Genomic DNA, 21,435 nt, shown 5'->3' with positions numbered 1-21,435 from the left:
TCAGCGGGCGGCGAGGTAGCCGGGGAGAGCGATCGAGGGGTCGAGGTCGTCGGCGGGGACGGGGGTGCCGTAGCCGCGGGAGACGGGCAGGACGCCGGTCCAGTGGGGGAGGGACAGGTCCTCGGGGTCGTCGGAGGGGCCGCCCGTGCGGATCTTGGCGGAGACCTCGTCCAGGTCGAGCGCGATGACCGCGGTGGCGGCCAGTTCCCTGGCGTTCGCGGGTCGGGAGTCGGCGGCGCGGCCCGGCAGGACGTGGTCGACCAGGGCGTCCAGGGCGGCCGCGCGCTCCGTCGGGTCGGTCACCGGGCGGGCGGTGCCGTGCACCATCACGGAGCGGTAGTTGATGGAGTGGTGGAAGGCGGACCGGGCCAGGACGAGTCCGTCCACGTGCGTCACGGTCAGGCACACCGCGAGCCCGGGGTCCTCGCCGGCGCCGCGCAGCGGGCGCGAGCCGGTGGAGCCGTGCACGTACAGCCGCTCGCCCACGCGCGCGTACAGCGTCGGCAGGACGACCGGCGCGCCGTCCCGGACGAAGCCCAGGTGGCAGACGTAGTCGGCGTCGAGGATCGCGTGCACGACGTCGCGGTCGTACGAGGCCCGCTCGCGGCTTCGGGTCGGGACGGTCCGGTCGGTGGCGGTGTAGGAGGCGGTCTCGGGTGAGGCGGCCTCGGGCGAGGGGGCTCCGGGTGAGGGGGCGGAGGACGGCGGCGGGGCGGGCATGGCGCAATCCTTTGCACTAGTGCATAATGACGTTTGTGCTAGGAGAGTACATGTTCACCGGACAGGGCGCAGCCGAGATCGCGGCCGATGTCGAACGGGCGGTAGGGCAGGGCGCGTTGGTGCCCGGGGCGGCTCTGCCGCCGCTGCGGGAACTCGCCGCGCGGCTCGGGGTCAACCCCAATACGGTCGCCGCCGCCTACCGCCTGCTGCGCGACCGCGGGGTGATCGAGACCGCCGGACGGCGCGGCAGCCGGGTCCGGCCCCGCCCGGTGACCACCGCGCGCGACGAGATCCGCCCGGCCGTGCCGGCCGGCGTGCGGGACCTCTCCACCGGCAACCCGGACCTCGCGTTGCTGCCCCCGTTCGGTCCGGCGCTGGCCGCGGCCGCCGCGCGTCACGCCGAGCGGCCGGCGCTCTACGGCGCCCCGCCCGTCGACGAGGAACTGGCAGCGCAGGCCCGCGCCGCCTTCGACGCCGACGGGGTGCCCGACGGGCCGGTCGCGGTGACCTCCGGGTCGCTCGACGCGATCGAGCGCGCGCTCGTGGGCCACCTGCGGCCCGGCGACACGATCGCGGTGGAGGACCCGGGCTGGGGCAGCGTCTTCGACCTCGTCCCGGCCCTCGGGATGCGCGCGGTGCCGGTAGGCGTCGACGACGACGGACCGCGGCCGGAGGGCGTGGAGCGTGCGCTGCGGCAGGGCGCGCGGGCGCTGATCGTGACCGACCGGGGGCAGAACCCCACCGGTGCGACGATCTCCGCCGTGCGGGCGCGGGAGTTGCGGACCGTCCTCGCGGCGCACCCCGAGGTGCTGGTGATCGACGACGACCACGTCCACGGGCTGACCGAACTCCTGCTGCACCCGCTGGCCGGCAGTACCCGGCACTGGATGCTGGTCCGCTCCACCGCCAAGGCCTACGGGCCCGACCTGCGGCTTGCCGTGCTCACCGGTGACCCGGTCACCGTGGACCGGGTGCGCGGCCGGCTCCGGCTGGGCCCCGGCTGGGTCAGCCACCTGCTCCAGCACACCGTCGCCCACCTCTGGCGCACCGGCGCGGTCGACGTGCCCGCCGTCTCGGCCGGCTACGCGGCACGGCGCGACGCGCTGGTCGGCGCGCTCGCCGACCGCGGGGTGGCCGCGCACGGCCGCAGCGGCATGAACGTCTGGGTGCCGGTGCCCGACGAGACCGGTGCGGTCACCCGCCTGCTCCACGCGGGCTGGGCGGTCGCACCCGGCGCCCGCTTCCGCCTCGCCTCCCCGCCCGGCATCCGGATCACGGTCTCGCCGGTCGCGGCGGCGGAGGTGCCGGCTCTGGCCGACGCCGTCGCCGACGCGGTGCGCCCGCGCCGGACCGGCCGCTACGGCTGACGGGCGCCTCGGCCCGGTGGTCCGCGGTCAGCCCTTCGGGCGGCGCTGCGTGAGCGCGGCCCCGGCGAGCACGACGACCGCGCCGACCGGCTCGTTCCAGCTCAGCCGCTCGTCGAGCAGCGCGACGCCGGCCGCGGTGGCGATGACCGGGATGAGGTAGGTGACCATCGTGGCGATCGTCGGGCCTTTCTCCGCGACGATCCCGTACTGCAGGAGGAACGCGATGCCCGTGCCCAGCGCGCCGAGCGCGACGACCGACAGCGTGGGCCACAGCGGCCAGCCGTCCGGGGTTGAGGTGAACAACGGCGTCAGCACGGCCAGTTGGACGGTGCCGAGCAGCAGTTGCGCGAAGGACATGGACAGCGCCGAGTTGCCGCTGCCGCTGAGGGTCCGGCGGACGTAGATCCAGCCGACCGCGTAGCTCGCCGACGCGCCGAGCGCCATCGCGGTGCCCGACGGGTCCGTCCCCGAGAAGCCCTGCCACGCGCCGAGCACGGTCAGCACACCGACGAAGCCGATGCCGACGCCCGCGACACGCTGCCGGGTGGGCTTGTCGTCCGACAGGGCCACCACCGAGAGCAGCATGCTCCACAGCGGGGTGGTGGCGTTGCAGATGCCGGCCAGCGTCGAGGGGATCGTCAGCTCCGCGTACGCGAACAGCGAGAACGGCAGCGTGTTGAGGAGCAGCGCGGCGACGGCCATGTGGCCCCAGGTGCGCGCGCCGCGCGGCAACCGCTGCCGCCTGGCCGCGAAGGCCACGGCCAGCACCAGCGTGCCGAAGACCATCCGGCCCAGGGCGACCTGCAGCGGGGCGTAGGCCTCCGTGCCGACCTTGATGAACAGGAAGCTGAAGCCCCATATGAGGGCGAGGACCGCCCAGCTGACCCGCCAGTCGAGCGCGGGGCGGCGGGCCGGAGCGGCGGGGGAGACGGGGGAGGCGGCCGGGGTGAGGCCGGCGCCGGCCGGGCGGGCGGTTGCGCTCATGGCCCACACGATGACGGATGCAACCTCTTAGCACAAGGGAGTTTCACTCCGAGGAATCCCGTAGCATCGCTTACATGTTGAACCTGGAGCGGCTGCGCATCCTGCACGCGATCTCCGCCTACGGCTCGGTGAGCGCGGCGGCCGACGTCCTGCACGTCACGACCTCGGCGGTCTCGCAGCAGATGACCAAGCTGGAGCGGGAGACCGGGCAGGCCCTGCTGGTCAAGAACGGCCGCGGGGTGCGGCTCACCGATGCCGGCCGGCTGCTGTCAGGGCACGCCGACCGCATCCTGTCCCTGGTCGAGCTCGCCCACTCCGACCTGGAGGCGCACCGCGGGGCGCCGGTCGGCGAGCTGCGCATGGGGTCCTTCCCGACCGCCGTCCGCGGCCTCTTCCCGCAGGCGCTGATGTCCCTGCGGAGCGACTTCCCCGCGCTGCGGGCCATGATCCAGGAGATGGAGCCGCAGCCCGCGCTGGGCCGCCTGGTGCGCGGGGACATCGACCTCGCGGTCGTCCTCGACTGGTACAACAAACCGCTCTCGCTGCCCGGCGGACTGGCGAAGGAGCCGCTGCTCGACGACATCGCCGACGTCGTCGTCCCGGTCGGGCACCCGCTCGCCGGGCGCGCGGAGGTGGACCTAGCCGAGTTCGCCGGCGACGACTGGATCGCCTGGCCCGACGGCGGCTTCTGCCATGAATGGCTGCTGTTCACCCTGCGCGGCAAGGGCGTCGAACCGCGCATCGCCCACCACGCCGAGGAGCACCCGACCGTGCTCGCCCTCGTCGCCGCGGGGCTCGGGGTCGCCGTCGTCCCCCGCCTCGGCCGCGGCCTGCTGCCGGCCGGCGTGCGGGCGCTGCCCGTCCGGCACACCATGCGCCGCCACATCTACGCCGTATGGCGCGCGGACGCCGACCGCCGCCCCGCGATCCGCGCCGCCGTCGAGGCCCTGCGCGCGGCGGGCGCGAAGGTGGCGGCGGCCGACGCCTGAGATCATCCCCACGTGGCTGAATGGGCGACGTACGTCATAGCGCGCGAAGACGGCGGACACGAGGTGTACGAGGCCCGCTTCGGGGCGGTCGGCCTCGACCTCGATCTGCTCGCGGGGCCTGATGTGCTGGTGCCGCTGCTGCGGTCCCGCGGTGTCGCGGAATGGCGGGACGAGGGGCTGTGCCAGGCCGCGGCGCTGATCGATCTGCGGAGCAGGACACTGCTGTTTTTCGCGTGGGAGGGTCCGATCACGCAGATGCGCCACCGGGCCGTGATGTGGGACGCCCTGCGGGGCGCGTGGCCGGGCTGGGAGCTTCTCTGGACGTACGACGGCCCCGCGGAACTGCGCACCCACCTCGGCCTCGACCCCGAAGACGTCCGGTACCGCGGCGGCCGCACGATTCCGGACGCCGCCCTCGGGGTGGACGACGAGGAACTGGCGGAGCGCGATCCCATGGTCCGTGTCGTCACCGTCGGCGCGGACCGCTGCTACGTGCTGTCCGCAGGCAACGACCATCCGGTGGCCGAGGGGCCGGCTGTCCTCGAACGTCTCGCGGGAGCCCCCGACCACCACCGCTGCGAGGTCGCCGCGGAGTCGGGCCTCCATGTCGATCCGGACCGACGCCGGGTGGGCTGGTGGCTCCTCGGAGCTGCCGCGCGAGCACCGGAGATGGCGTCGCGGTGGCCGGGGTGGACGGTCGAGTTCTGGCAGGACCGCTGGGAGGAGCACATCCGGGCGTCAGCCGGACGGTTCTCCCCTCCCGCCGCGATCCGGTGGCGTGCGCTCGCGGAACTGCGGAACGAGGCACGGGAACGCCGGTCCGCGCTGGGAGCGGCCGTGCTGCGCACGCCCTGAACCGATTCCGCGGCCTTGCCCGGCACCGGCGGGGCACCGTGGTCACCGGGCGCGGGTGTGCCGGACGTCGTCCGGCGCACCCGCGCGGTGCGGCTCAGGCGAGGGTGATGGAGTCGCCCTGCACGGTGACGGTCGCGGCCGGGAGGGGCTGGGTCGCGGGACCGGCGGCGACGCTGCCGTCGGTGACGTTGAACTTGCTGCCGTGGCAAGGGCAGTTGATCGTGCCGTTCGCCACGTCCTTGACCGCGCAGCCCTGGTGCGTGCAGATCGCCGAGAAGGCCTTGAACTGGCCCGCCGTCGGCTGGCACACGACCACCTTCTTGTCCGCGAAGACGGTGCCGCCGCCGACCGGGATGTCGGAGGTCTTCGCCAGCGGCTGAGCCCCCCCGTTCCCGCTCTCCTGCCCGCCGGTGGCGGCGCCGCTCTGCTGGGGGGCCGCGGAGTTGTACGCGCCGGAGGAGTCGTTCGAGTCGCCGCACGCGGCCAGCGCGGCCGCCAGCCCCGCCGCACCCACTCCGGCGACTACGACGCGGCGGGTGGGAGCTCCTGCGATGCCAGTCGTCTCGGCCATGCCTCACACTTCCTGTTGCCTCGTTCGTTCCGGGCCGGCGTCGTGCCCGCCCGGCGGCGTGAGATCACGCTCTGCACAGGCATACGGAGGGGTCCCGAGGTTGGTTCAATGCGCGACGAAACTATTTTTTCGTGACCTTTCCGTGTCCCGCGGCGGCGTCGTGCCGGAGCGCGACGGCGACGGCGAGCACCGCGCCGGCGGAGAGGACCGCGCCGAAGCCGATCATGGTCGAGACGAGTGCGGCATGCCGGATGACGACGCTGAACGCGATGGACGGCAGGCCCATGCCGGCATAGGCGATGACGAAGAAGGCGGCCAGCACGCCCGCACGCGAGGCGGGATCGGCGGCGCGGGCGCTCTGGGCGACCGCGCCCTTGAACAGCAGGCCCGCGCTTCCGCCGGCGAGGGCGGCGGCGAGGAGGAAGAGCCAGAGCGCAGGGTGGTCGAGTGCCAGTGCGGTGAGGGCGAGGCCGACGGGGAAGGCCGCGGAGCCGATGACGAGCTGGCGGCGCGGGGGCAGGGCGTCCAGGGCGAGCTGGGCCACCGCCGAGGCGGCGAACACCGTGAAGGGGGCCAGCCCGACGACGAACGTGGACGTGATGCCGAGCCGGCCGCGGACCATGACGGCGCCGAGGCTGGAGAAGAGACCCATCAGCGCGAAGGCGAAGAAGCCCAGGCTCGCCGCCGCGACGAAGACGCCGCCCTGGCCGGGACGCAGGGCGAAGCGGGTGGGGCGGTCCCGGGCCGTGAGGCGGGTGTCGACCGTCTCGGGAGTGCGGAGCACCAGCAGGAGCACTGCCGCCATGACGGCGGCGAAGACGAGATAGCAGGTGGTCAAGGGTGCGGGAGCCCATTGCGCGAGGGCACCCGAGACGAGCGGTCCCAGGGCCAGGCCGCCGAGGTTGACGGCACTGGCGACCAGCGCCGGCATCGGCGAACCCGCGCGGTGGGGACGGGCCTGGTGGTGGAGATCGGAGAGGTACGCGGTGGCCGTGGACGCCATCAGCCCCACCGCGACACCCGTGAGCACCCGACCCACGATGAGGCCGGGCAGGCCGGGCCATGCCGCGAGCACGCCGGCCGAGGCGATGGCGACGAGCAGCGCGGGGACGATGACGCGACGCCGGCCGAGACGGTCGGAGAGATGGCCGAGCAGGCCGAAGCTGAACGCCGCGCCGACCACCATGACGGCGAAGGCGATGGTGACCGCGGTCGCGCCGAAGTGATCGCGCGCCTGGTACAGCGGCCACAGCGGGGTCGGCACCGTACCGAAGGCCATCAGGAACAGGAACGCCGCCGCGACGAACCAGAAACCGTGGGCATGCCGGCCCCGGGACGGGCGGCCGGCCGTGGCCGTGGCCAGGGGTGCGGAAGGGAGAGTGGTCATCTGGGTCCTTCGGTGACGGATCGGAGAGGTGTACCGCGGCCGGAAACGCCTGCCGCGTACGACCACAACAGGCGCCGGCCCGAACCCCGTGTCAGCTCCCGGAGATCCGGAACAGATGGTTTCCATCTCCATGAGAGATGATGTGCGTATGGAGCTTCGCAATCTGCGGCACTTCGTCGCGCTGGCCGACGAGCGCAGTTTCACCCGGGCCGCGGCCCGCGAGCTGATCGTCCAGTCGGGCCTGTCCTCCTCGGTCCGCACGCTGGAGAAGGAGGTGGGAGCCCTGCTCTTCGTGCGCGGCACCCGCCCGGTCCGGCTGACCTCCGAGGGCGAGGCGCTGGTGCCCGCGGCACGGCAGGCCCTCGATGCCGCGGAGGCCGCCCGGCAGGCCGTACGCGACGCGCGCGGTGTCCTGTCCGGGCGGCTGCGGGTGGGCGCCATGCACACCATCGGTCACACGCTGCCCTTCACCTCGTGGATCGCCCGGTTCGCGCTGGCCCACCCCGGCGTGGACGTCACGGTCTGCCAGCTGCCCGCCGTCCGGATGCTGGAGATGGTCGCCGGCGGCGAACTCGACTGCGCCCTCGTGCCGTTGGTGCCCTCGCACAGCGAGGGCCTCGATGTCGTCCCGCTCGTCGCGGAACCGGTCGTGCTGGCGTGCCCACCGGACCATCCGCTCGCCGGCGGGGAGCCCGTCACGATCGACCGCCTCGCCGCGGAGCGCTTCGTGGACACCCCGCCCGGCTGGGCGATCCGCGTCCAGGCCGACCGGGCCTTCCGGGACGCCGGCCTCACCCGCCGGACCGTGTGCGAGGTCGGGGAATGGCCCATGGTGCTCGACCTGGTGGCGGTGGGCGTGGGTGTGGCGCTCGTACCGGACGGGCTGGACTTCTCCCGGCACGCGCGCCCCGCCGGCGCGCTGCGGCTCGTCCCGCTGGCGGATGCCGGCCTGGAACGCCGCGTCGACCTCGTCCTGCCCAAGGGGCACGCGGCGAGTCCCGCCGCCCGGCGCTTCGTCGAGCTGGTCCGGCGCGACCGCTCGGCCCCGGAGGGGACGTGACGCCGTCCGTGCCACCGGGCCGCGACCGGGGCACCGTGTCCGGCCGGGCGCGCGCGGCCTCTTAGGATGCGCACATGGAGGAAGTGACCGGGATCCGGTACGTGACGCCGCTGCGCGAGGGCGGATCGGTGCCAGGGGTTGTCGAGGCCGACGACCTCGGCACCTACGTCGTGAAGTTCGTCGGTGCCGCACAGGGCCGCAAGGCACTGGTCGCGGAGGTGGTCGCCGGGGAGCTGGCCCGGCGGCTGGGGCTGCGGGTGCCGGTGCTGGTGCGGTTCCAGTTCGACCCGGTGATCGGGCTCGGCGAGCCCGACCAGGAGATCCAGGACCTGCTCAAGGCCAGTGGCGGCCTCAACCTCGGCATGGACTTCCTGCCCGGCGCGCTCGGCTTCGACCCGCTGGTCTTCGACGTGGAGTCCGGGGAGGCGGGCCGGATCGTGTGGTTCGACGCGCTCATCGGCAACGTCGACCGCTCCTGGCGCAACCCGAACATGCTGGTCTGGCACAAGGACCTCTGGCTGATCGACCACGGCGCCTCGCTGATCTTCCATCACAACTGGAAGAGCGCCGACCAGGCCGCCGACAAGCCCTACGACGCCGCCGACCACGCGCTGGCCCGGTTCGCCCCGGACATCGAGGCCGCCGCGCGCGACCTCGCCCCGCGTGTGGACGAGGCGCTGCTGCGCGAGGTCACGGCGCAGATCCCCGATGAGTGGCTGGTGGACGAGCCCGGCTTCGACGGCCCCGACGACGTGCGGCGCGCCTACGAGCGGGTGCTGCTGGCCCGCGCCGGGACGGTGGGGGAGCGCATCACTCTCGCCCCGAAGCAGCAGGAGAAGCAGGCGCCGCCGGAGTGGCTGCGCACCTGGGTCGAGGGGAAGGCCGCGAAGTGAGCACGGCGAACGGGCGCGACGTCTTCGAGTACGCGCTGGTGCGCGTGATGCCACGGATCGAGCGCGGCGAACTGATCAACGCCGGCGTGCTGGTGTACTGCCGCGCCAAGTCCTTCGTCGGCGCCCGGGTCCATCTGGACGAGACCCGGCTGCGCTGCCTGGACCCGGAGGTCGACGTGGCGGGCGTACAGGCCGCCCTGCGCGGCTACGAGGGCATCTGCGCGGGCGGCGAGCGCGCCGGGCAGGCGGCGGAGGACGACCCCGGCCGGCGCTTCCGGTGGCTGACGGCGCCGCGCAGCACGATCGTGCAGCCCGGCCCGATCCACACCGGGCTGACCGCCGATCCGCAGGCCGAGGTGGACCGCCTGCTCGAGCTTCTGGTGCGCTGAACCACATCGGCGCGGTGGGCGTTGACACAGGGTCACTGCGCTCCTACGGTTTCGACTGCGGGACGTACTAAGCGGTCGCTCACCTGCGCGACCGGACCCCACAGGGCTGAGGAGAACAGATGTCGACCACCGAGCAGCGCGTAGCGATCGTCACCGGGGCGGCGCGCGGCATCGGCGCCGCCACCGCCGTGCGTCTGGCCGCCGAGGGCCGCGCCGTGGCCGTGCTGGACCTCGACGAGGTCGCGTGCAAGGACACCGTCGAGCAGATCACCAAGGCCGGCGGCCGGGCCATCGCCGTCGGCGCCGACGTCTCCGACGAGGCGCAGGTCGAGGCCGCGGTCGCGCGGGTCGCCGAGGAGCTCGGTGCGCCGACGATCCTGGTCAACAACGCCGGCGTGCTCCGCGACAACCTGCTCTTCAAGATGAGCGCGTCCGACTGGGACACGGTCATGAACGTCCACCTGCGCGGCGCCTTCCTGATGACCCGCGCCGTCCAGAAGCACATGGTGGACGCGAAGTTCGGCCGCGTGGTCAACCTGTCCTCGTCCTCCGCGCTCGGCAACCGCGGCCAGGCCAACTACTCGGCCGCCAAGGCCGGTCTGCAGGGCCTCACCAAGACCCTCGCCCACGAGCTCGGCAAGTTCGGCGTCACCGCCAACGCCGTGGCCCCCGGCTTCATCGCCACCGACATGACCGCCGCGACCGCCGCCCGCATCGGCATGGGCTTCGAGGAGTTCCAGGCCGCCGCCGCCACCCAGATCCCGGTCCAGCGCGTCGGCAACCCGGACGACGTCGCCAACGCCATCGCCTTCTTCACCGGCGACGCCGCGGGCTTTGTGTCCGGCCAGGTCCTGTACGTGGCCGGCGGCCCGCTCAACTGACCCGCGACAGGAGACCCGCACCCATGAGCACCCAGCCCGACAGCGGCCGCGTCGCGATCGTGACCGGCGCCAGCCGCGGCATCGGCTACGGCATCGCCGAGGCCCTGGTCGCCCGCGGCGACCGCGTCGTCGTCACCGGCCGCAACGAGGACGCGCTGAAGGAGGCCGTAGAGCGGCTCGGCGCCGACCGCGCGCTCGGCGTCGCCGGCAAGGCCCACGACGAGGCCCACCAGGCCGAGGTCGTCGAGCGCACGATGGAGGCCTTCGGCCGCGTCGACTACCTCGCCAACAACGCCGGCACCAACCCGGTCTTCGGCCCGCTCTCCGACCTCGACCTCGGTGTCGCCCGCAAGGTCTTCGAGACCAACGTGATCTCCGCGCTCGGCTTCGCCCAGCAGACCTACAAGGCGTGGATGAAGGACAACGGCGGCGCGATCGTCAACATCGCCTCCGTCGCGGGCATCAGCGCCTCCCCCTTCATAGGCGCCTACGGCATGAGCAAGGCCGCCATGGTCAACCTCACGCTGCAGCTGGCCTCCGAGATGGCTCCCGGCATCCGGGCCAACGCCATCGCGCCGGCGGTCGTGAAGACCAAGTTCGCCGCCGCCCTGTACGAGGGCCGCGAGGAGGAGGCGGCGTCGGCGTACCCGCTCAAGCGTCTCGGTGTCCCCGAGGACATCGGCGGCGCCGCGGCCTTCCTGCTCTCCGACGCGGCGGCCTGGATCACCGGCCAGACCCTCGTCGTGGACGGCGGCATCTTCCTCAACGCCAGCGTCGGCCACTGATCCCTGCGCGCTGAGCGCTGAGCGCCCGGGTCCGTCCGCGCTCCCACGTGCACAGTCCCTGGTCCCGCCCGCGAAACGGCGGCCGGTGCCAGGGACTTCACGTGCCCGTGCCCGGGGCGATCCCCCGCGCGGAGCGACTGTCAGAGGGGAACGGTACGTTCGTCCCAGTAACGGATCGCGTACCGGAGGTTCCTGACGTGCCCATCACGCTGCCCGAGTCCTGGCAGGCCGTCCTCGGCGAGGAGTTGGCGAAGCCCTACTTCACCCAGCTCACCGAGTTCGTCGACGAGGAGCGCGGGAGCCACCGGATCTACCCGCCGCGGGAGCAGGTCTTCGCGGCGCTGGAGGCCACGCCGTACGACAAGGTCAAGGTCCTCGTCCTCGGCCAGGACCCCTACCACGGCGAGGGCCAGGGGCACGGACTGTGCTTCTCGGTGCTGCCGGGGGTGAAGACCCCGCCCTCCCTGCGGAACATCTTCAAGGAGCTGAAGGACGAGTACGGACACCCCGTCCCGGACAACGGCTACCTCATGCCGTGGGCCGAGCAGGGCGTCCTGCTGCTCAACGCGGTGCTGACCGTGCGCGAGGGCGAGGCCAACTCGCACAAGGGCAAGGGCTGGGAGAAGTTCACGGACGCCGTCATCAAGGCCGTGGCGTCCCGCCCCGACCCGGCGGTCTTCGTCCTGTGGGGCAACTACGCCAAGAAGAAGCTGCCCCTGATCGACACCGAGCGGCACGCGGTCGTGCAGGGCGCCCACCCCTCGCCCCTGTCCGCCAAGCTCTTCCTCGGCAGCCGGCCCTTCACGCAGATCGACGAGGCGCTCAAGGCCCAGGGCCACGACCCCGTCGACTGGCGCATCCCGGACCTCGCCGGCCACTGATCCGCCCGCGTGGACCGGCGGGCCCGCTCAACGGCCGTAGGTGTCCCGGCAGATGTGCGCCGCGTCGCCGCTCGGCGCCCAGCCGCCGTACCGCTCCCCCCAGGCGCACACGTTCGCGCCCCCGGCCCGTGTGGCGGCCGGGGACGCGGTGCGGTGCGGGGCCGCCGCGGGGGCGGCGGGATGGCGGGTGCGCGGGGTGGCCGGGTAGGCGGACGGCTCGGGGCCCACGGTGGTCAGGGCCTCCAGAGCGGGCTCCTGGACCACGGGTACGGGTACGTCGGCGGCCGACGCGGCGGGGGCCGGGAGCGGCATCCGGGGCTGCCGCTCGGGGACGGTCACACATCCCGGGACGGCGACCATCGCCGCAAGGGCCACCACTGCCACCGCACATCGACGCACCCTCACAACTCTCGTGCGGTGGCGCGCCCTTGGCCATTCCCCGTAGGGGTGATCAGTCGCCGGTCACGCCGTCGACACGCTCGCGGATGAGGTCGGCGTGCCCGTTGTGGCGGGCGTATTCCTCGATCATGTGGACGTAGATCCACCGCAGCGAGACGGGGTTCTTGCGCCGGCCCAGGCCGATGTCGTCCAGAGAGCGACCGCGGGCCAGCTCGCGGGCGTGCGCGATCTCGGCGCGCCAGGTGGCGAACGACTCGGCGGTGTCGGCCTTGTCGAGGTCGTGGAACTCCCCGTCCGGGTCCTCCTCGGTGTAATACAGCGGCGTCGCCTCCTCGCCCGCGAGGGCGTTGCGGAACCAGCCGCGCTCCACCTCGGCCATGTGACGGACCAGACCGAGGAGGGTGAGCCCGGACGGCGGCACGCTGGCGGTGCGCAGCTGTTCGTCGTCCAGGTCGGCGCACTTGAGCGCCAGGGTGTCGCGGTGGAAGTCGAGCCAGGTGTCGAGCATCGTGCGCTCGTCGGCGACGTGGGGTGGATCGGTGCGTTCGGGTGTCGTTGTCATGGCGGCCATGATGGCGGCGGGGGGCGATGGCGTCGACGCATTATCTGTTGGGCAGGTTTTTTCCCCGCCCGCCCTCCCGTGTGCCCTGTGAAGTCAGTGACCCCGGCGCGCGTTGCGGGGTGGGCCGGGTGCGGGGCCTCCGGGGCTGGGCATTCTGGACAGCACATTTTGGTGCCTCGGGCACTCTCTGTTGGTTACTCCGGGTTGTGCACCCAAATATGCTCCACAGTCCAGAACGCCCACCCCTACGACCCCGCCCCCTCCGTAGTGTTCGCGCCTGATCCCCAGTGGGGGGTATGGAGGCGGACCGGGGCGACCGCGGATGCCTGGGCACCCCACCGGTGTGTGTGGGCGGTGACGCCTGGGCGGCCGATGTGCCGCCGCACCAGCAGTGGGCCTGTGCCATGGGCGCCTTCCACCCCCTACTGGGGATCAGGCGCATGACGAGACGGAGGGGGCGGGGTCGTAGGGGTGGATGTTCTGGACGCTGCGGCATATTTGTGTGCGGCATCCGGGCCGGGACGGGATGGGCAGGTGCCCGTCACGCACGTAAATATGCCAGTCCGGGACGTGCAGCCCCGGAGGCCCCGCACCCGGCCCACCCCGCACGCGCGCCGGGGTGCGTGACTTCACAGGGCTGGGGGCACCCCCGGCCGAAGGTTGGGGGAGGGCGGGAGGGCGGGGAAAGAACCTACCCGGAACGAAAGCGTATGCTGCCAGCGGAAACGACCGGGCACCGCAGGCGGGAGCACACATGGAACCCCTGAAAATCGGGGTGATCGGACTCGGTGACATAGCGCGCAAGGCGTATCTCCCGGTGCTCGCCGCCCAGCCGGGACTGGAACTCCACCTCCACACCCGCACCCCCGCCACGCTCGACGAGGTCGGCGACCGCTACCGCCTGCCGCACCGCCACACCACCCTTGACGCGCTGCTCGACCAAGGCCTGGACGCCGCGTTCGTGCACGCCTCCACCCTCAGCCACGTCGCCATCACCGAGCGGCTGATCGAGGCCGGGGTGCCCGCGTACGTCGACAAGCCGTTCGCCCCCGACCTCGCGGGCGCCGAGTACCTCGTCCGCCTGGCCGAGGAGCGGGGCGTCGGCCTCATGGCCGGCTTCAACCGCCGCTACGCGCCCGGTTACACGCAGTGCCTGGAGCACGCGCGCGACCTGATCGTGCTGCAGAAGAACCGCATCGGCCTGGCCGAGGACCCGCGCGGTGTGGTCTTCGACGACTTCATCCACGTCGTGGACACCCTCCGCTTCCTCGTGCCCGGCCCGATCGAGCACACCGACGTGCGCGCGCGGGTCCGCGACGGCCTGCTGCACCACGTGCTGCTGCAACTGTCGGGCGACGGCTTCACCGCGATCGGTGTCATGAACCGCATGAACGGTTCCACCGAGGAGGTGCTGGAGGTCATGGGCCAGGACTCCAAGCGCCAGGTGGTCAACCTCGCCGAGGTGATCGACCACAAGGGCCAGCCGACGCTGCGCCGGCGCGGCGACTGGGTGCCGGTCGCCCGCCAGCGCGGCATCGAGCAGATCACCCTGGCCTTCCTCGACGCCGTGCGGCACGGCAAGCCGCTCGACGCCCGAGACGCGCTGCGCACCCACGAACTGTGCGAACGCATCGTCACCGCGGTGGCCGAGCAGACCTCCTGAGCGCGTACACGCCCGCCCCGGCCAGCAGCAGCACCGCCAGCCGGGGCACCCAGTCGCCCAGCCGGTCGTACAGGGTGCGCCCGGCGGCCAGCGGTACCTCGTAGACCTGCGTACCGCTGCGGGACGTGCCCAGCCACGGTCCGGTCGGCCGCCCCTCGGAGTCGTAGCCCGCGCTGATCCCGGTGAGCGTGGCGTGCACCACCGGCCGTCCGGTCTCGGCCGCGCGCAGCGCCGCGAGCGAGGCGTGCTGCGCCGGGGCCCAGCTGTGCTGGAACGACGAGGTCGAGGACTGCGCCACCAGCAACTGCGCGCCGTCGTCGGCGAGATGGCGGCTCATGTCGGGGAACGCCGACTCGAAGCACACCAGCGGGCCAAGACGTACGGTGCCCGTGTCCATGACCACCTGGTGGTCGCCCCGGATCCGGTCCTCACCCGCCGCCCTGCCCACCGAGGTGGCCCAGCCCAGCAGCCCGCGGGCCGGCACGTACTCGCCGAAGGGCACCAGCCGCATCTTGTCGTACGCCTCGCCGACCGGGCCGTCCGGGCCGATGAGGAGGGAGGTCTTGGAGATGCCCCCGCCGTTCGCGCGGCGCGCGTCCACGTTGACCAGTACGTCCGCGCCGACGAGCGAGGAGAGCGCGGCCAGCCGGTTCGCCAGGTCGGGCCGCGCCGACAGGTCGAAGCCGACGCTGCTCTCCCCCCACACCACCAGGTCAACGTCCCGGCCGGCGAGGGAACGTGTCAGCCGCTCGCCCAGGTCGAAACGGTTCTGAGCCCCCACGACCACTCCGGGCTGCACCACCGCCACGCGTACCGAGGTCCCCGTGCGTGAGGGCACCGGCGCCCACAGCCACACCGCGGCCGTCGCCACGGCGGACACGACGAGCACCGCCCCCGCGCGCGCCCGCCACCGGGGTACGGCGATGAGTGCCGTCAGCGCCGTGTTCACCGCCACCAGGAGGAAGCTGACCAGCCACACGCCGCCGACCGAAGCCAGCCGCAGCGCCGGCGCGACCTGCCACTGGCTCGCCCCGAGCAGCCCCCAGGGCCCGCCCAGGGACTCCCATGACCGCACCAGCTCGACCAGCAGCCATGCGCACGGCACCAGCACCGTCGCCGCCACCACCGAGCGCCCGCCGGGTCTCCCGCCGAGCAGCCGGCGCACCAGCCAGCCCCAGGGCGCCCACAGCGCCCCGAGCAGCAGCGCCAGCACCACGATGAACACATGCAGGCTCGGCACCAGCCAGTGGTGCACCGCGACCATGAACCCGGCTCCGCCGAGCCAGCCGTCCAGCGCCGCCCGCCGCCCCGTCGGGGCCGACCGGGCGAGCAGCATCCACGGCACCAGGGCCCCGTACGCCAGCCACCACAGGGACGGTGCCGGGAAGGCGAGCGCCGGCAAGGCCCCCGCCGCCGCGGCGGCCGCGCCCCGGACCCAGGGCGAGGCGGGCCGGGAGGTCCGGGCCGGCGCGCTGTCGACCTTCACCGTCACCTGCGCTCCTCTTGGTCGTCTGCCTCCAGTCTCGGCCGTGCGCTCCGCCTGGGACAGGGGGCGACACGGCGTTCACCTGGCGTGTCGCGGCGGTCGCGGGCTGCCGCGATCCGCCCGCAGGCCGTTGGAGACCGTTCGAGAGCGTCAGGAGGAGAGGTCGTCATCCCGCTGCTGGGCCGCACTGCTGATGCCGGACATCCCGGCTGCCGCCGTGGACTTTTTTGAGGGTCCGTCAGCGCCGCATGCCCGCGCTCTCAGCGCTTGCCGTCGTCCTGGCCGCCGCGGTGCTCGCCGGGCCCGAAGCCCCTGCCGTTCCCGTGACCCTGGCCGTGACCGTTCCCCTGGCCCTGGCCCGCGCCGTAGCCCGCGGAGTGCTGCCCGCCGTGCTGCTGGTGGCCGCCCGTGCGGTGCCGGCCGCGGTGCTGACCGTGCTCGGAGTGGTGGTGCGCGGAAGCGGTGCGGATGACCGCCTCCTCCCAGTCCTGGGTGTCCCAGCCGCCGTTGGGGCGCGCGTGCCGGGGGGTGTCCTTGGTGTCGTCCGAGTCGTCGGCGGTGGTCTGCACGGCGTCGTGCACGGTGGCGGTGCCGCCCGTGCCGGTGTTCGTCACCGCGGCCGTCGTCACCACGGTGTCCGTGTCCTCCGCGCGCGCGGAGGCGGTCGCCCCGGCGGCCGGAGGCGCGGCGGCGTCCTTGACCTCGGTGTCCGGCAGCGCGACCACCGGCTCTTGCGCCCCACCGGCGACCGTGCCGGCGGAACCGTGTGGCATCAGCAGCGACAGGCCGGCGACGGCGCCGGTCGCCGACAGCACCGCGGTGCCCAGCGAACCCCGTCCGGGGACCCGGCGGGCGCCCCGGTGGCGGCCACCGACGACCTCCCCGCTGATGATCCTGACCGACTCGGCCTCACCCGCCTCCACCGGCTGCGGGCGCGGGATCACCTCGGTGGGGTCCAGCGCCGCGGTGTCCGGGAGCGGCACCTCGGGGGGCAGGGGGAGAGATTCGGCCATGGGTCCCGATCATTCATACAAGAGCCCCCGCTGTCCAGTTGTTCCGATCATCCAACTCTGTGTTCACGTCGTGGTATTGGGATGTAAACCGGACAGAACCGGGCGGATGCCGGTCGCATGTCGTCACCGCGCGCGGCACACTGGTCGCATGCCGGAACTGCCTGAAGTGGAGGCCCTGGCCGGATTCCTCACCGGCCGGATGACCGGGCACCAGGTCGGCCGGGTGATGCCGGTCGCGGTCAGCGTCCTCAAGACGTACGACCCCCCGCTGGACGCCCTGGTGGGACGCACCGTCACCGCGGTCGGGCGACGCGGCAAGTTCCTCGTGTTCACCACCGACGACGGCGACGGGCCGTACCTCGCCGTCCACCTCGCCCGCGGCGGCTGGCTGCGCTGGAAGGACGACCTGCCCACGCTCCCGCCGCGCCCCGGGAAGGGGCCGCTCGCCCTGCGGCTGCTCCTCGCCGAGCCCGAGGGAGCCGGCTTCGACCTCACCGAGGCCGGGACCCAGAAGCGCCTGGCCGTGTACTGCGTCGGCGACCCCCAGGACGTCCCCGGCATCGCCCGGCTCGGCCCCGACCCCCTCGATTCCGCCTTCGGCCGGGACGCCTTCGCCGCGCTGCTCGCCGGTGAGCGCCGCCGCGTCAAGGGCGTCCTGCGCGACCAGGGCGTCATCGCCGGGGTGGGCAACGCGTACTCGGACGAGGTGCTGCACGCGGCGAAGATGTCGCCCTACGCCATCGCCGCGAACCTCTCCGAGGAGGACGTGAGCCGTTTGTACCAAGCCCTGCGGACCACCCTGGAGGACGCCGTCGAGCGCTCACGCGGCCTGGCCGCCGGAGAACTGAAGGGCGAGAAGAAGACCGGTCTGCGTGTCCACGGCCGCACCGGCGAGCCCTGCCCCGTCTGCGGCGACACCATCCGAGAGGTCTCCTTCAGCGACTCCTCCCTTCAGTACTGCCCCACCTGCCAGACCGGCGGCAAGCCCCTTGCCGACCGCCGGATGTCGCGCCTGCTGAAGTAGCCGCGCCCCGCGTGGTGCCCGAGGATGACGGTGACCGGACACCGAAAGGGGCCACCATGTCCGACGCCGCCGGCGACCGGGCCCGCGCGCCCGAGCGCGCGACCCGGGAGCGCCGCTGACATGCGCCTCGCCGTCTTCGGAGCCACCGGCCACCTCGGGCGCCGGCTCGTCCCCCTCGCCCTGGCCGCCGGCCACGAGGTCACCGTCCTCGTACGGAACCCCGTCGGCCTTTCCGGGCGTGCGGGACTGCGGATCCTTCCCGGGGACGTGCGCGACGCTCAGGCCGTCGACCGGGTCGTCGACGGCGCCGACGCGGTGCTCAGCGCCCTCGGGACGCGGTCGCCGCGCGGCGGGGCCATCTGCGCCGAGGGCATGCGGCGCATCCTCCCGGCCATGCGCCGGCACGGGGTACGGCGGCTGGTCGTGGTCGGCGCCTACGGCACGGGACAGGGACACCGCGGCGCCTACCGCGCGGTGATGTCCCTCGTGATCCCCGCCGTCATGCGCGACAAGGACGACCAGGACGCCCTGGTCCGCGCCGAGGGCGACCTCTGGACGATCGTGCAGCCGGCGATCCTCACCGGCGGCCGCTACTCCGGCGTCTACCGGACCGGGACCGACCTGCGGCTCGGACTCGCCTCCCGGGTCAGCCGCGCCGACGTCGCCGACTTCATGCTCCGCGCGGCGGGCTCCGAGGACTGCGTGCGGCGGGCCGTGGCGATCACGTCCTGACGACCTGCGCCCCCGGACGGCCCAGCGCGGGCGGGCGCTCCGCCCGGCGCCCCCCGAGACTGGGGAGGAGTCCTGCTCCGGCGCACCGGGGCGCCACCGCGGCGAACAGGAGCCGGCCATGCCGCTGAACCACCGCAAGGACATCGCACTGCTCGCGCTGCGCGTCGGGCTCGGCGGGGTGCTCGTCGCCCACGGCTCGCAGAAGCTCTTCGGCTGGTTCGGCGGCCAAGGGCTTGAGGGCTCCGCGGGATTCATGGAGTCCATGGGCTTCGAGCCCGGCAAGGCCGCCGCCCTGGCCTCGGGGCTCGGCGAGGCGGGCGGCGGCACGCTGCTGGCCCTGGGCCTCGCCACTCCGGCGGCCGGGGCGGCGGCGGCCGGAGCGATGGCGGGGGCCGTCTCCGTCCACGTGCCCGCGGGCTTTTTCGCCACCTCCGGCGGCTTCGAGTACCCGTGCTTCCTCGGGTTCACCGCCGCGTGCCTCGCCGTCGCCGGCCCCGGGCGGTATTCGCTCGACCACGTGACCGGAGGCTGCCTCGACCGCCCGTGGACGCTGGCCCTCGGCTTCCTCGGCAGCGCGGTAGCCGCCGCGACGGTCATCACCCGCCGCAATTGCGTCGTACGCGCCCGGATGGCACGGGAGTTGCCCGACGCCTGAACCGACCTGACGGTGGACGCGGCGGCCCGGCCCTGACACAGTCCTCACGCGGACGAGAGACGGGACCACGCATGGCCGACCGGGCGGACTACCAGTACGAGATCTACCTCAACGGGATGGCCGGCCAGCGGCCCTCGCTCCCCACGGACCTGACGCGGCTGGAGGAACTGGCCGCGGAGCGGCTCGGCCCCGAGGCCTTCGGCTACGTCGCGGGCAGCGCCGGCAGCGGACGCACCGCGCGCGCCAACCGCGAGGCGCTGGACCGCGCGCGGATCGTCCCTCGCATGCTGCGCGACGTCACCGGGCGCGATCTGACGACCGAGGTGCTGGGGCGCCGGATTCCGGCACCGCTCGCGCTGGCCCCCGTCGGCGTGCTCTCGATCGTCCACCCCGACGCCGAACCGGCCGCAGCGCGGGCGGCGGCAGCGCAGGGTGTGCCCTTCGTGGCCTCTTCGGCGTCCAGCACGCCCATGGAGGAGGTCGCCGCGGCCATGGGCGACGCGGAACGCTGGTTCCAGCTCTACTGGGCCAAGGACCGCGAGGTGACGGCCAGTTTCCTGCGCCGGGCCCAAGCCGCGGGCTACACCGCCCTGTTCGTCACCCTCGACACGCCGCTGCTCGCCTGGCGGCCGCGCGACCTCGACCAGGCGTACCTGCCGTTCCTCCAGGGCATCGGCACCGCCAACTACTTCACCGACCCCGCGTTCCGGGCGGGGCTCGCCAAGCCGGTGGAGGAGGATCCGAACGCCGCGGTGCTGCACTTCGTCGGCATGTTCGCGGACCCGGGCAAGAGCTGGCCGGACCTGGCGTTCCTGCGCGAGCACTGGGCGGGTCCCATCGTGCTCAAGGGCATCCAGCACCCCGACGATGCGCGCATGGCCGCCGACGCGGGCATGGACGGCGTCGTCGTCTCCAACCACGGCGGCCGCCAGGTCAACGGCGCGATCGGCGCGGCGGAGGTCCTGCCGGCCGTCGTCCGGGCCGTCGGCGACCGCCTCGACGTCCTCTTCGACAGCGGCGTCCGCACGGGCGACGACGTCTTCAAGGCCCTCGCCCTCGGCGCCCGCGCCGTCCTGCTCGGCCGCCCCTACGCGTACGGCCTCGGCCTCGGCGGCCAGAGCGGCGTGGAGCACGTGATCCGTTGTCTGCTGGCCGAGTTCGATCTCACCCTCGCCCTCTCCGGGCACCGCCGCCCGGCCGACCTCGGTCCCGCCGCGCTGTCGTTGGGGGAGACGGCGGGGCCGAAGGGCTGAAGATCGCGGGGGTCGACGGCGGACGGGCCCGCGGAGCGGGTAGACCGGTGGGGTGCCGGAGGACGTGGAGGCCGCGACGGAGCGGCTCAAGGAGCGGATCTACGCCACCATCACCATGATCTCCGTCGTCGTCGGCCTCTCCGCGAGCGACGAGGTCGAATCGGCGGGCGCCGCGGCCTCGATCGCCACCGCCGCGCTCGGTGTGTGGCTGGCGGCCTTGGTCGCCGACCAGCAGGCGCACCACACGGTGGCCGGCCGCCTCGCCACGGGGCGTGAGCTGCGCAGGCTCCTGCACGTCAGCAGCCCGCTGCTGCTCGCCGCGGTGGGCCCGCTCATCCTCGTCGGTGTGGCCGCGCTCGGGGCCATGCCGCTCACGACCGCGCTCCTGACCTCCGCCGTCGTCGACATCGCGGCGCTCTTCGGCTGGGGCTGCCTCGGCGGCCTGCGCATGGGCGGCGGGCTGCCGACCGCCCTGATCGCGGGCGTCGTGGACGCGGCCATCGGCACGGCCGTCGCGACGGTGAAGGCCCTTGCGGGGCATTGAGGCGTTGCCGTGCGTTCGCGTTCGCCTTCGTGTTCGGTGCGGGTGTGTGGGGGCTGGTCGCGCAGTTCCCCGCGCCCCTTGGGGGTTGGCGTGGACGTCGCCCGGATCGGCCGGGGCGGCCGTGCCATGGCCGTTGGGCGGCGGGGCGGTTTGTGGCCGGGCGTCGGAGGTCCGGTGTGTTCGGTGCGGGTGTGTGGGGGCTGGTCGCGCAGTTCCCCGCGCCCCTGTGGGGGTTGTCGTGGACGTTGCCCGGATCGGCCGGGGCGGCCGTGCCATGGCCGTTGGGCGGCGGGGCGGTTTGTGGCCGGGCGTCGGAGGTCCGGTGTGTTCGGTGCGGGTGTG

At 73.6% G+C, this 21,435-nt stretch carries 23 protein-coding genes; 15 read left to right on the top strand and 8 right to left on the bottom strand.

Annotation, left to right across the window (positions count from 1 at the left end):
- On the bottom strand, positions 1–720 hold the full coding sequence (locus ACFWVC_RS33690; protein ID WP_384296580.1) for a pyridoxamine 5'-phosphate oxidase family protein: 720 nt from the start codon (positions 718–720) through the stop codon (positions 1–3).
- A 26-nt stretch (positions 721–746) separates the two neighbouring features.
- Between ACFWVC_RS33690 and ACFWVC_RS33685 the strand changes: the two genes are divergently transcribed.
- Entirely contained in the window at positions 747–2,087 is a 1,341-nt protein-coding gene (locus ACFWVC_RS33685) for an aminotransferase class I/II-fold pyridoxal phosphate-dependent enzyme (RefSeq protein WP_384296579.1), read from the top strand.
- 27 nt (positions 2,088–2,114) lie between these two features.
- Here the strand turns inward: ACFWVC_RS33685 and ACFWVC_RS33680 are convergent, their stop codons facing one another.
- Entirely contained in the window at positions 2,115–3,071 is a 957-nt protein-coding gene (locus ACFWVC_RS33680) for a DMT family transporter (RefSeq protein WP_384296578.1), read from the bottom strand.
- A 74-nt stretch (positions 3,072–3,145) separates the two neighbouring features.
- Between ACFWVC_RS33680 and ACFWVC_RS33675 the strand changes: the two genes are divergently transcribed.
- Together ACFWVC_RS33675 and ACFWVC_RS33670 are read left to right on the top strand one after the other, a co-directional pair.
- Positions 3,146–4,060, top strand: a complete 915-nt coding sequence (locus ACFWVC_RS33675; protein WP_384296577.1) for a LysR family transcriptional regulator — start codon at positions 3,146–3,148, stop codon at positions 4,058–4,060.
- 12 nt (positions 4,061–4,072) lie between these two features.
- A complete protein-coding gene (locus ACFWVC_RS33670) occupies positions 4,073–4,915 on the top strand; it encodes a hypothetical protein (protein ID WP_384296576.1) in 843 nt (280 codons plus the stop codon).
- 94 nt (positions 4,916–5,009) lie between these two features.
- Here ACFWVC_RS33670 and ACFWVC_RS33665 read toward each other — a convergent pair whose 3' ends face one another.
- The gene (locus ACFWVC_RS33665; RefSeq protein WP_384296575.1) at positions 5,010–5,486 is read right to left on the bottom strand and encodes a Rieske (2Fe-2S) protein; all 477 of its coding nucleotides are present in this window, start codon (positions 5,484–5,486) and stop codon (positions 5,010–5,012) included.
- 121 nt (positions 5,487–5,607) lie between these two features.
- Positions 5,608–6,873, bottom strand: coding sequence for an MFS transporter (locus ACFWVC_RS33660; protein ID WP_384296574.1), 1,266 nt, complete (start codon positions 6,871–6,873; stop codon positions 5,608–5,610).
- A gap of 148 nt (positions 6,874–7,021) precedes the next feature.
- On the opposite strand from ACFWVC_RS33660, the gene ACFWVC_RS33655 reads away from it, so the two are divergent.
- The 6 genes from ACFWVC_RS33655 (at position 7,022) to ACFWVC_RS33630 (ending at position 11,762) form a co-directional block, all read left to right on the top strand.
- On the top strand, positions 7,022–7,933 hold the full coding sequence (locus tag ACFWVC_RS33655; RefSeq protein ID WP_384296573.1) for a LysR family transcriptional regulator: 912 nt from the start codon (positions 7,022–7,024) through the stop codon (positions 7,931–7,933).
- 74 nt (positions 7,934–8,007) lie between these two features.
- A complete protein-coding gene (locus ACFWVC_RS33650; RefSeq protein WP_384296572.1) occupies positions 8,008–8,826 on the top strand; it encodes a HipA family kinase in 819 nt (272 codons plus the stop codon).
- 47 nt (positions 8,827–8,873) lie between these two features.
- Positions 8,874–9,215 carry a DUF3037 domain-containing protein gene (locus tag ACFWVC_RS33645; protein ID WP_384296589.1) on the top strand — a complete coding sequence of 114 codons (342 nt, stop codon included), beginning with the start codon at positions 8,874–8,876 and terminating at the stop codon, positions 9,213–9,215.
- Positions 9,216–9,334: 119 nt separating this feature from the next.
- A complete protein-coding gene (gene fabG / locus ACFWVC_RS33640) occupies positions 9,335–10,096 on the top strand; it encodes a 3-oxoacyl-ACP reductase FabG (RefSeq protein ID WP_384296571.1) in 762 nt (253 codons plus the stop codon).
- A gap of 23 nt (positions 10,097–10,119) precedes the next feature.
- Positions 10,120–10,881: an SDR family oxidoreductase gene (locus ACFWVC_RS33635; protein WP_384296570.1), complete on the top strand. Its 762-nt coding sequence runs from the start codon at positions 10,120–10,122 to the stop codon at positions 10,879–10,881.
- 197 nt (positions 10,882–11,078) lie between these two features.
- Positions 11,079–11,762 (top strand): uracil-DNA glycosylase, encoded by a 684-nt coding sequence (locus tag ACFWVC_RS33630; RefSeq protein ID WP_384296569.1) that lies wholly within the window; start codon positions 11,079–11,081, stop codon positions 11,760–11,762.
- A gap of 27 nt (positions 11,763–11,789) precedes the next feature.
- On the opposite strand, the gene ACFWVC_RS33625 is transcribed toward ACFWVC_RS33630, so the two are convergent.
- Positions 11,790–12,146 carry a hypothetical protein gene (locus tag ACFWVC_RS33625; RefSeq protein ID WP_384296568.1) on the bottom strand — a complete coding sequence of 119 codons (357 nt, stop codon included), beginning with the start codon at positions 12,144–12,146 and terminating at the stop codon, positions 11,790–11,792.
- A gap of 67 nt (positions 12,147–12,213) precedes the next feature.
- Positions 12,214–12,732 (bottom strand): DinB family protein, encoded by a 519-nt coding sequence (locus tag ACFWVC_RS33620; RefSeq protein ID WP_384296567.1) that lies wholly within the window; start codon positions 12,730–12,732, stop codon positions 12,214–12,216.
- A 754-nt stretch (positions 12,733–13,486) separates the two neighbouring features.
- Here ACFWVC_RS33620 and ACFWVC_RS33615 point away from each other — a divergent pair.
- Positions 13,487–14,386, top strand: coding sequence for a Gfo/Idh/MocA family protein (locus ACFWVC_RS33615; RefSeq protein ID WP_384296588.1), 900 nt, complete (start codon positions 13,487–13,489; stop codon positions 14,384–14,386).
- Here ACFWVC_RS33615 and lnt read toward each other — a convergent pair.
- Complete coding sequence (gene lnt, locus ACFWVC_RS33610; protein ID WP_384296587.1) at positions 14,358–15,872, bottom strand: apolipoprotein N-acyltransferase; 1,515 nt, start codon at positions 15,870–15,872, stop codon at positions 14,358–14,360. The two genes, ACFWVC_RS33615 and lnt, sit on opposite strands and share 29 nt — an antisense overlap.
- Before the next feature lie 260 nt (positions 15,873–16,132).
- A complete protein-coding gene (locus ACFWVC_RS33605; RefSeq protein ID WP_384296566.1) occupies positions 16,133–16,885 on the bottom strand; it encodes a hypothetical protein in 753 nt (250 codons plus the stop codon).
- Positions 16,886–17,033: 148 nt separating this feature from the next.
- Between ACFWVC_RS33605 and ACFWVC_RS33600 the strand changes: the two genes are divergently transcribed.
- The 5 genes from ACFWVC_RS33600 (at position 17,034) to ACFWVC_RS33580 (ending at position 21,093) form a co-directional block, all read left to right on the top strand.
- Positions 17,034–17,909 (top strand): Fpg/Nei family DNA glycosylase, encoded by an 876-nt coding sequence (locus ACFWVC_RS33600; protein WP_384296565.1) that lies wholly within the window; start codon positions 17,034–17,036, stop codon positions 17,907–17,909.
- Positions 17,910–18,029: 120 nt separating this feature from the next.
- A complete protein-coding gene (locus ACFWVC_RS33595) occupies positions 18,030–18,641 on the top strand; it encodes an NAD(P)-dependent oxidoreductase (RefSeq protein ID WP_384296564.1) in 612 nt (203 codons plus the stop codon).
- 118 nt (positions 18,642–18,759) lie between these two features.
- Positions 18,760–19,296, top strand: coding sequence for a DoxX family protein (locus ACFWVC_RS33590; protein ID WP_384296563.1), 537 nt, complete (start codon positions 18,760–18,762; stop codon positions 19,294–19,296).
- A 71-nt stretch (positions 19,297–19,367) separates the two neighbouring features.
- Positions 19,368–20,549 carry a lactate 2-monooxygenase gene (locus ACFWVC_RS33585; protein ID WP_384296562.1) on the top strand — a complete coding sequence of 394 codons (1,182 nt, stop codon included), beginning with the start codon at positions 19,368–19,370 and terminating at the stop codon, positions 20,547–20,549.
- Positions 20,550–20,601: 52 nt separating this feature from the next.
- Positions 20,602–21,093, top strand: coding sequence for a hypothetical protein (locus tag ACFWVC_RS33580; RefSeq protein ID WP_384296561.1), 492 nt, complete (start codon positions 20,602–20,604; stop codon positions 21,091–21,093).
- Positions 21,094–21,435 lie beyond the last annotated feature (342 nt).

The organism is Streptomyces sp. NPDC058691 (assembly GCF_042714775.1).
Lineage (GTDB): Bacteria > Actinomycetota > Actinomycetes > Streptomycetales > Streptomycetaceae > Actinacidiphila.
Note: the sequence above shows the minus strand (reverse complement) of the source record. Positions and strands in the feature narration are given on the sequence as shown.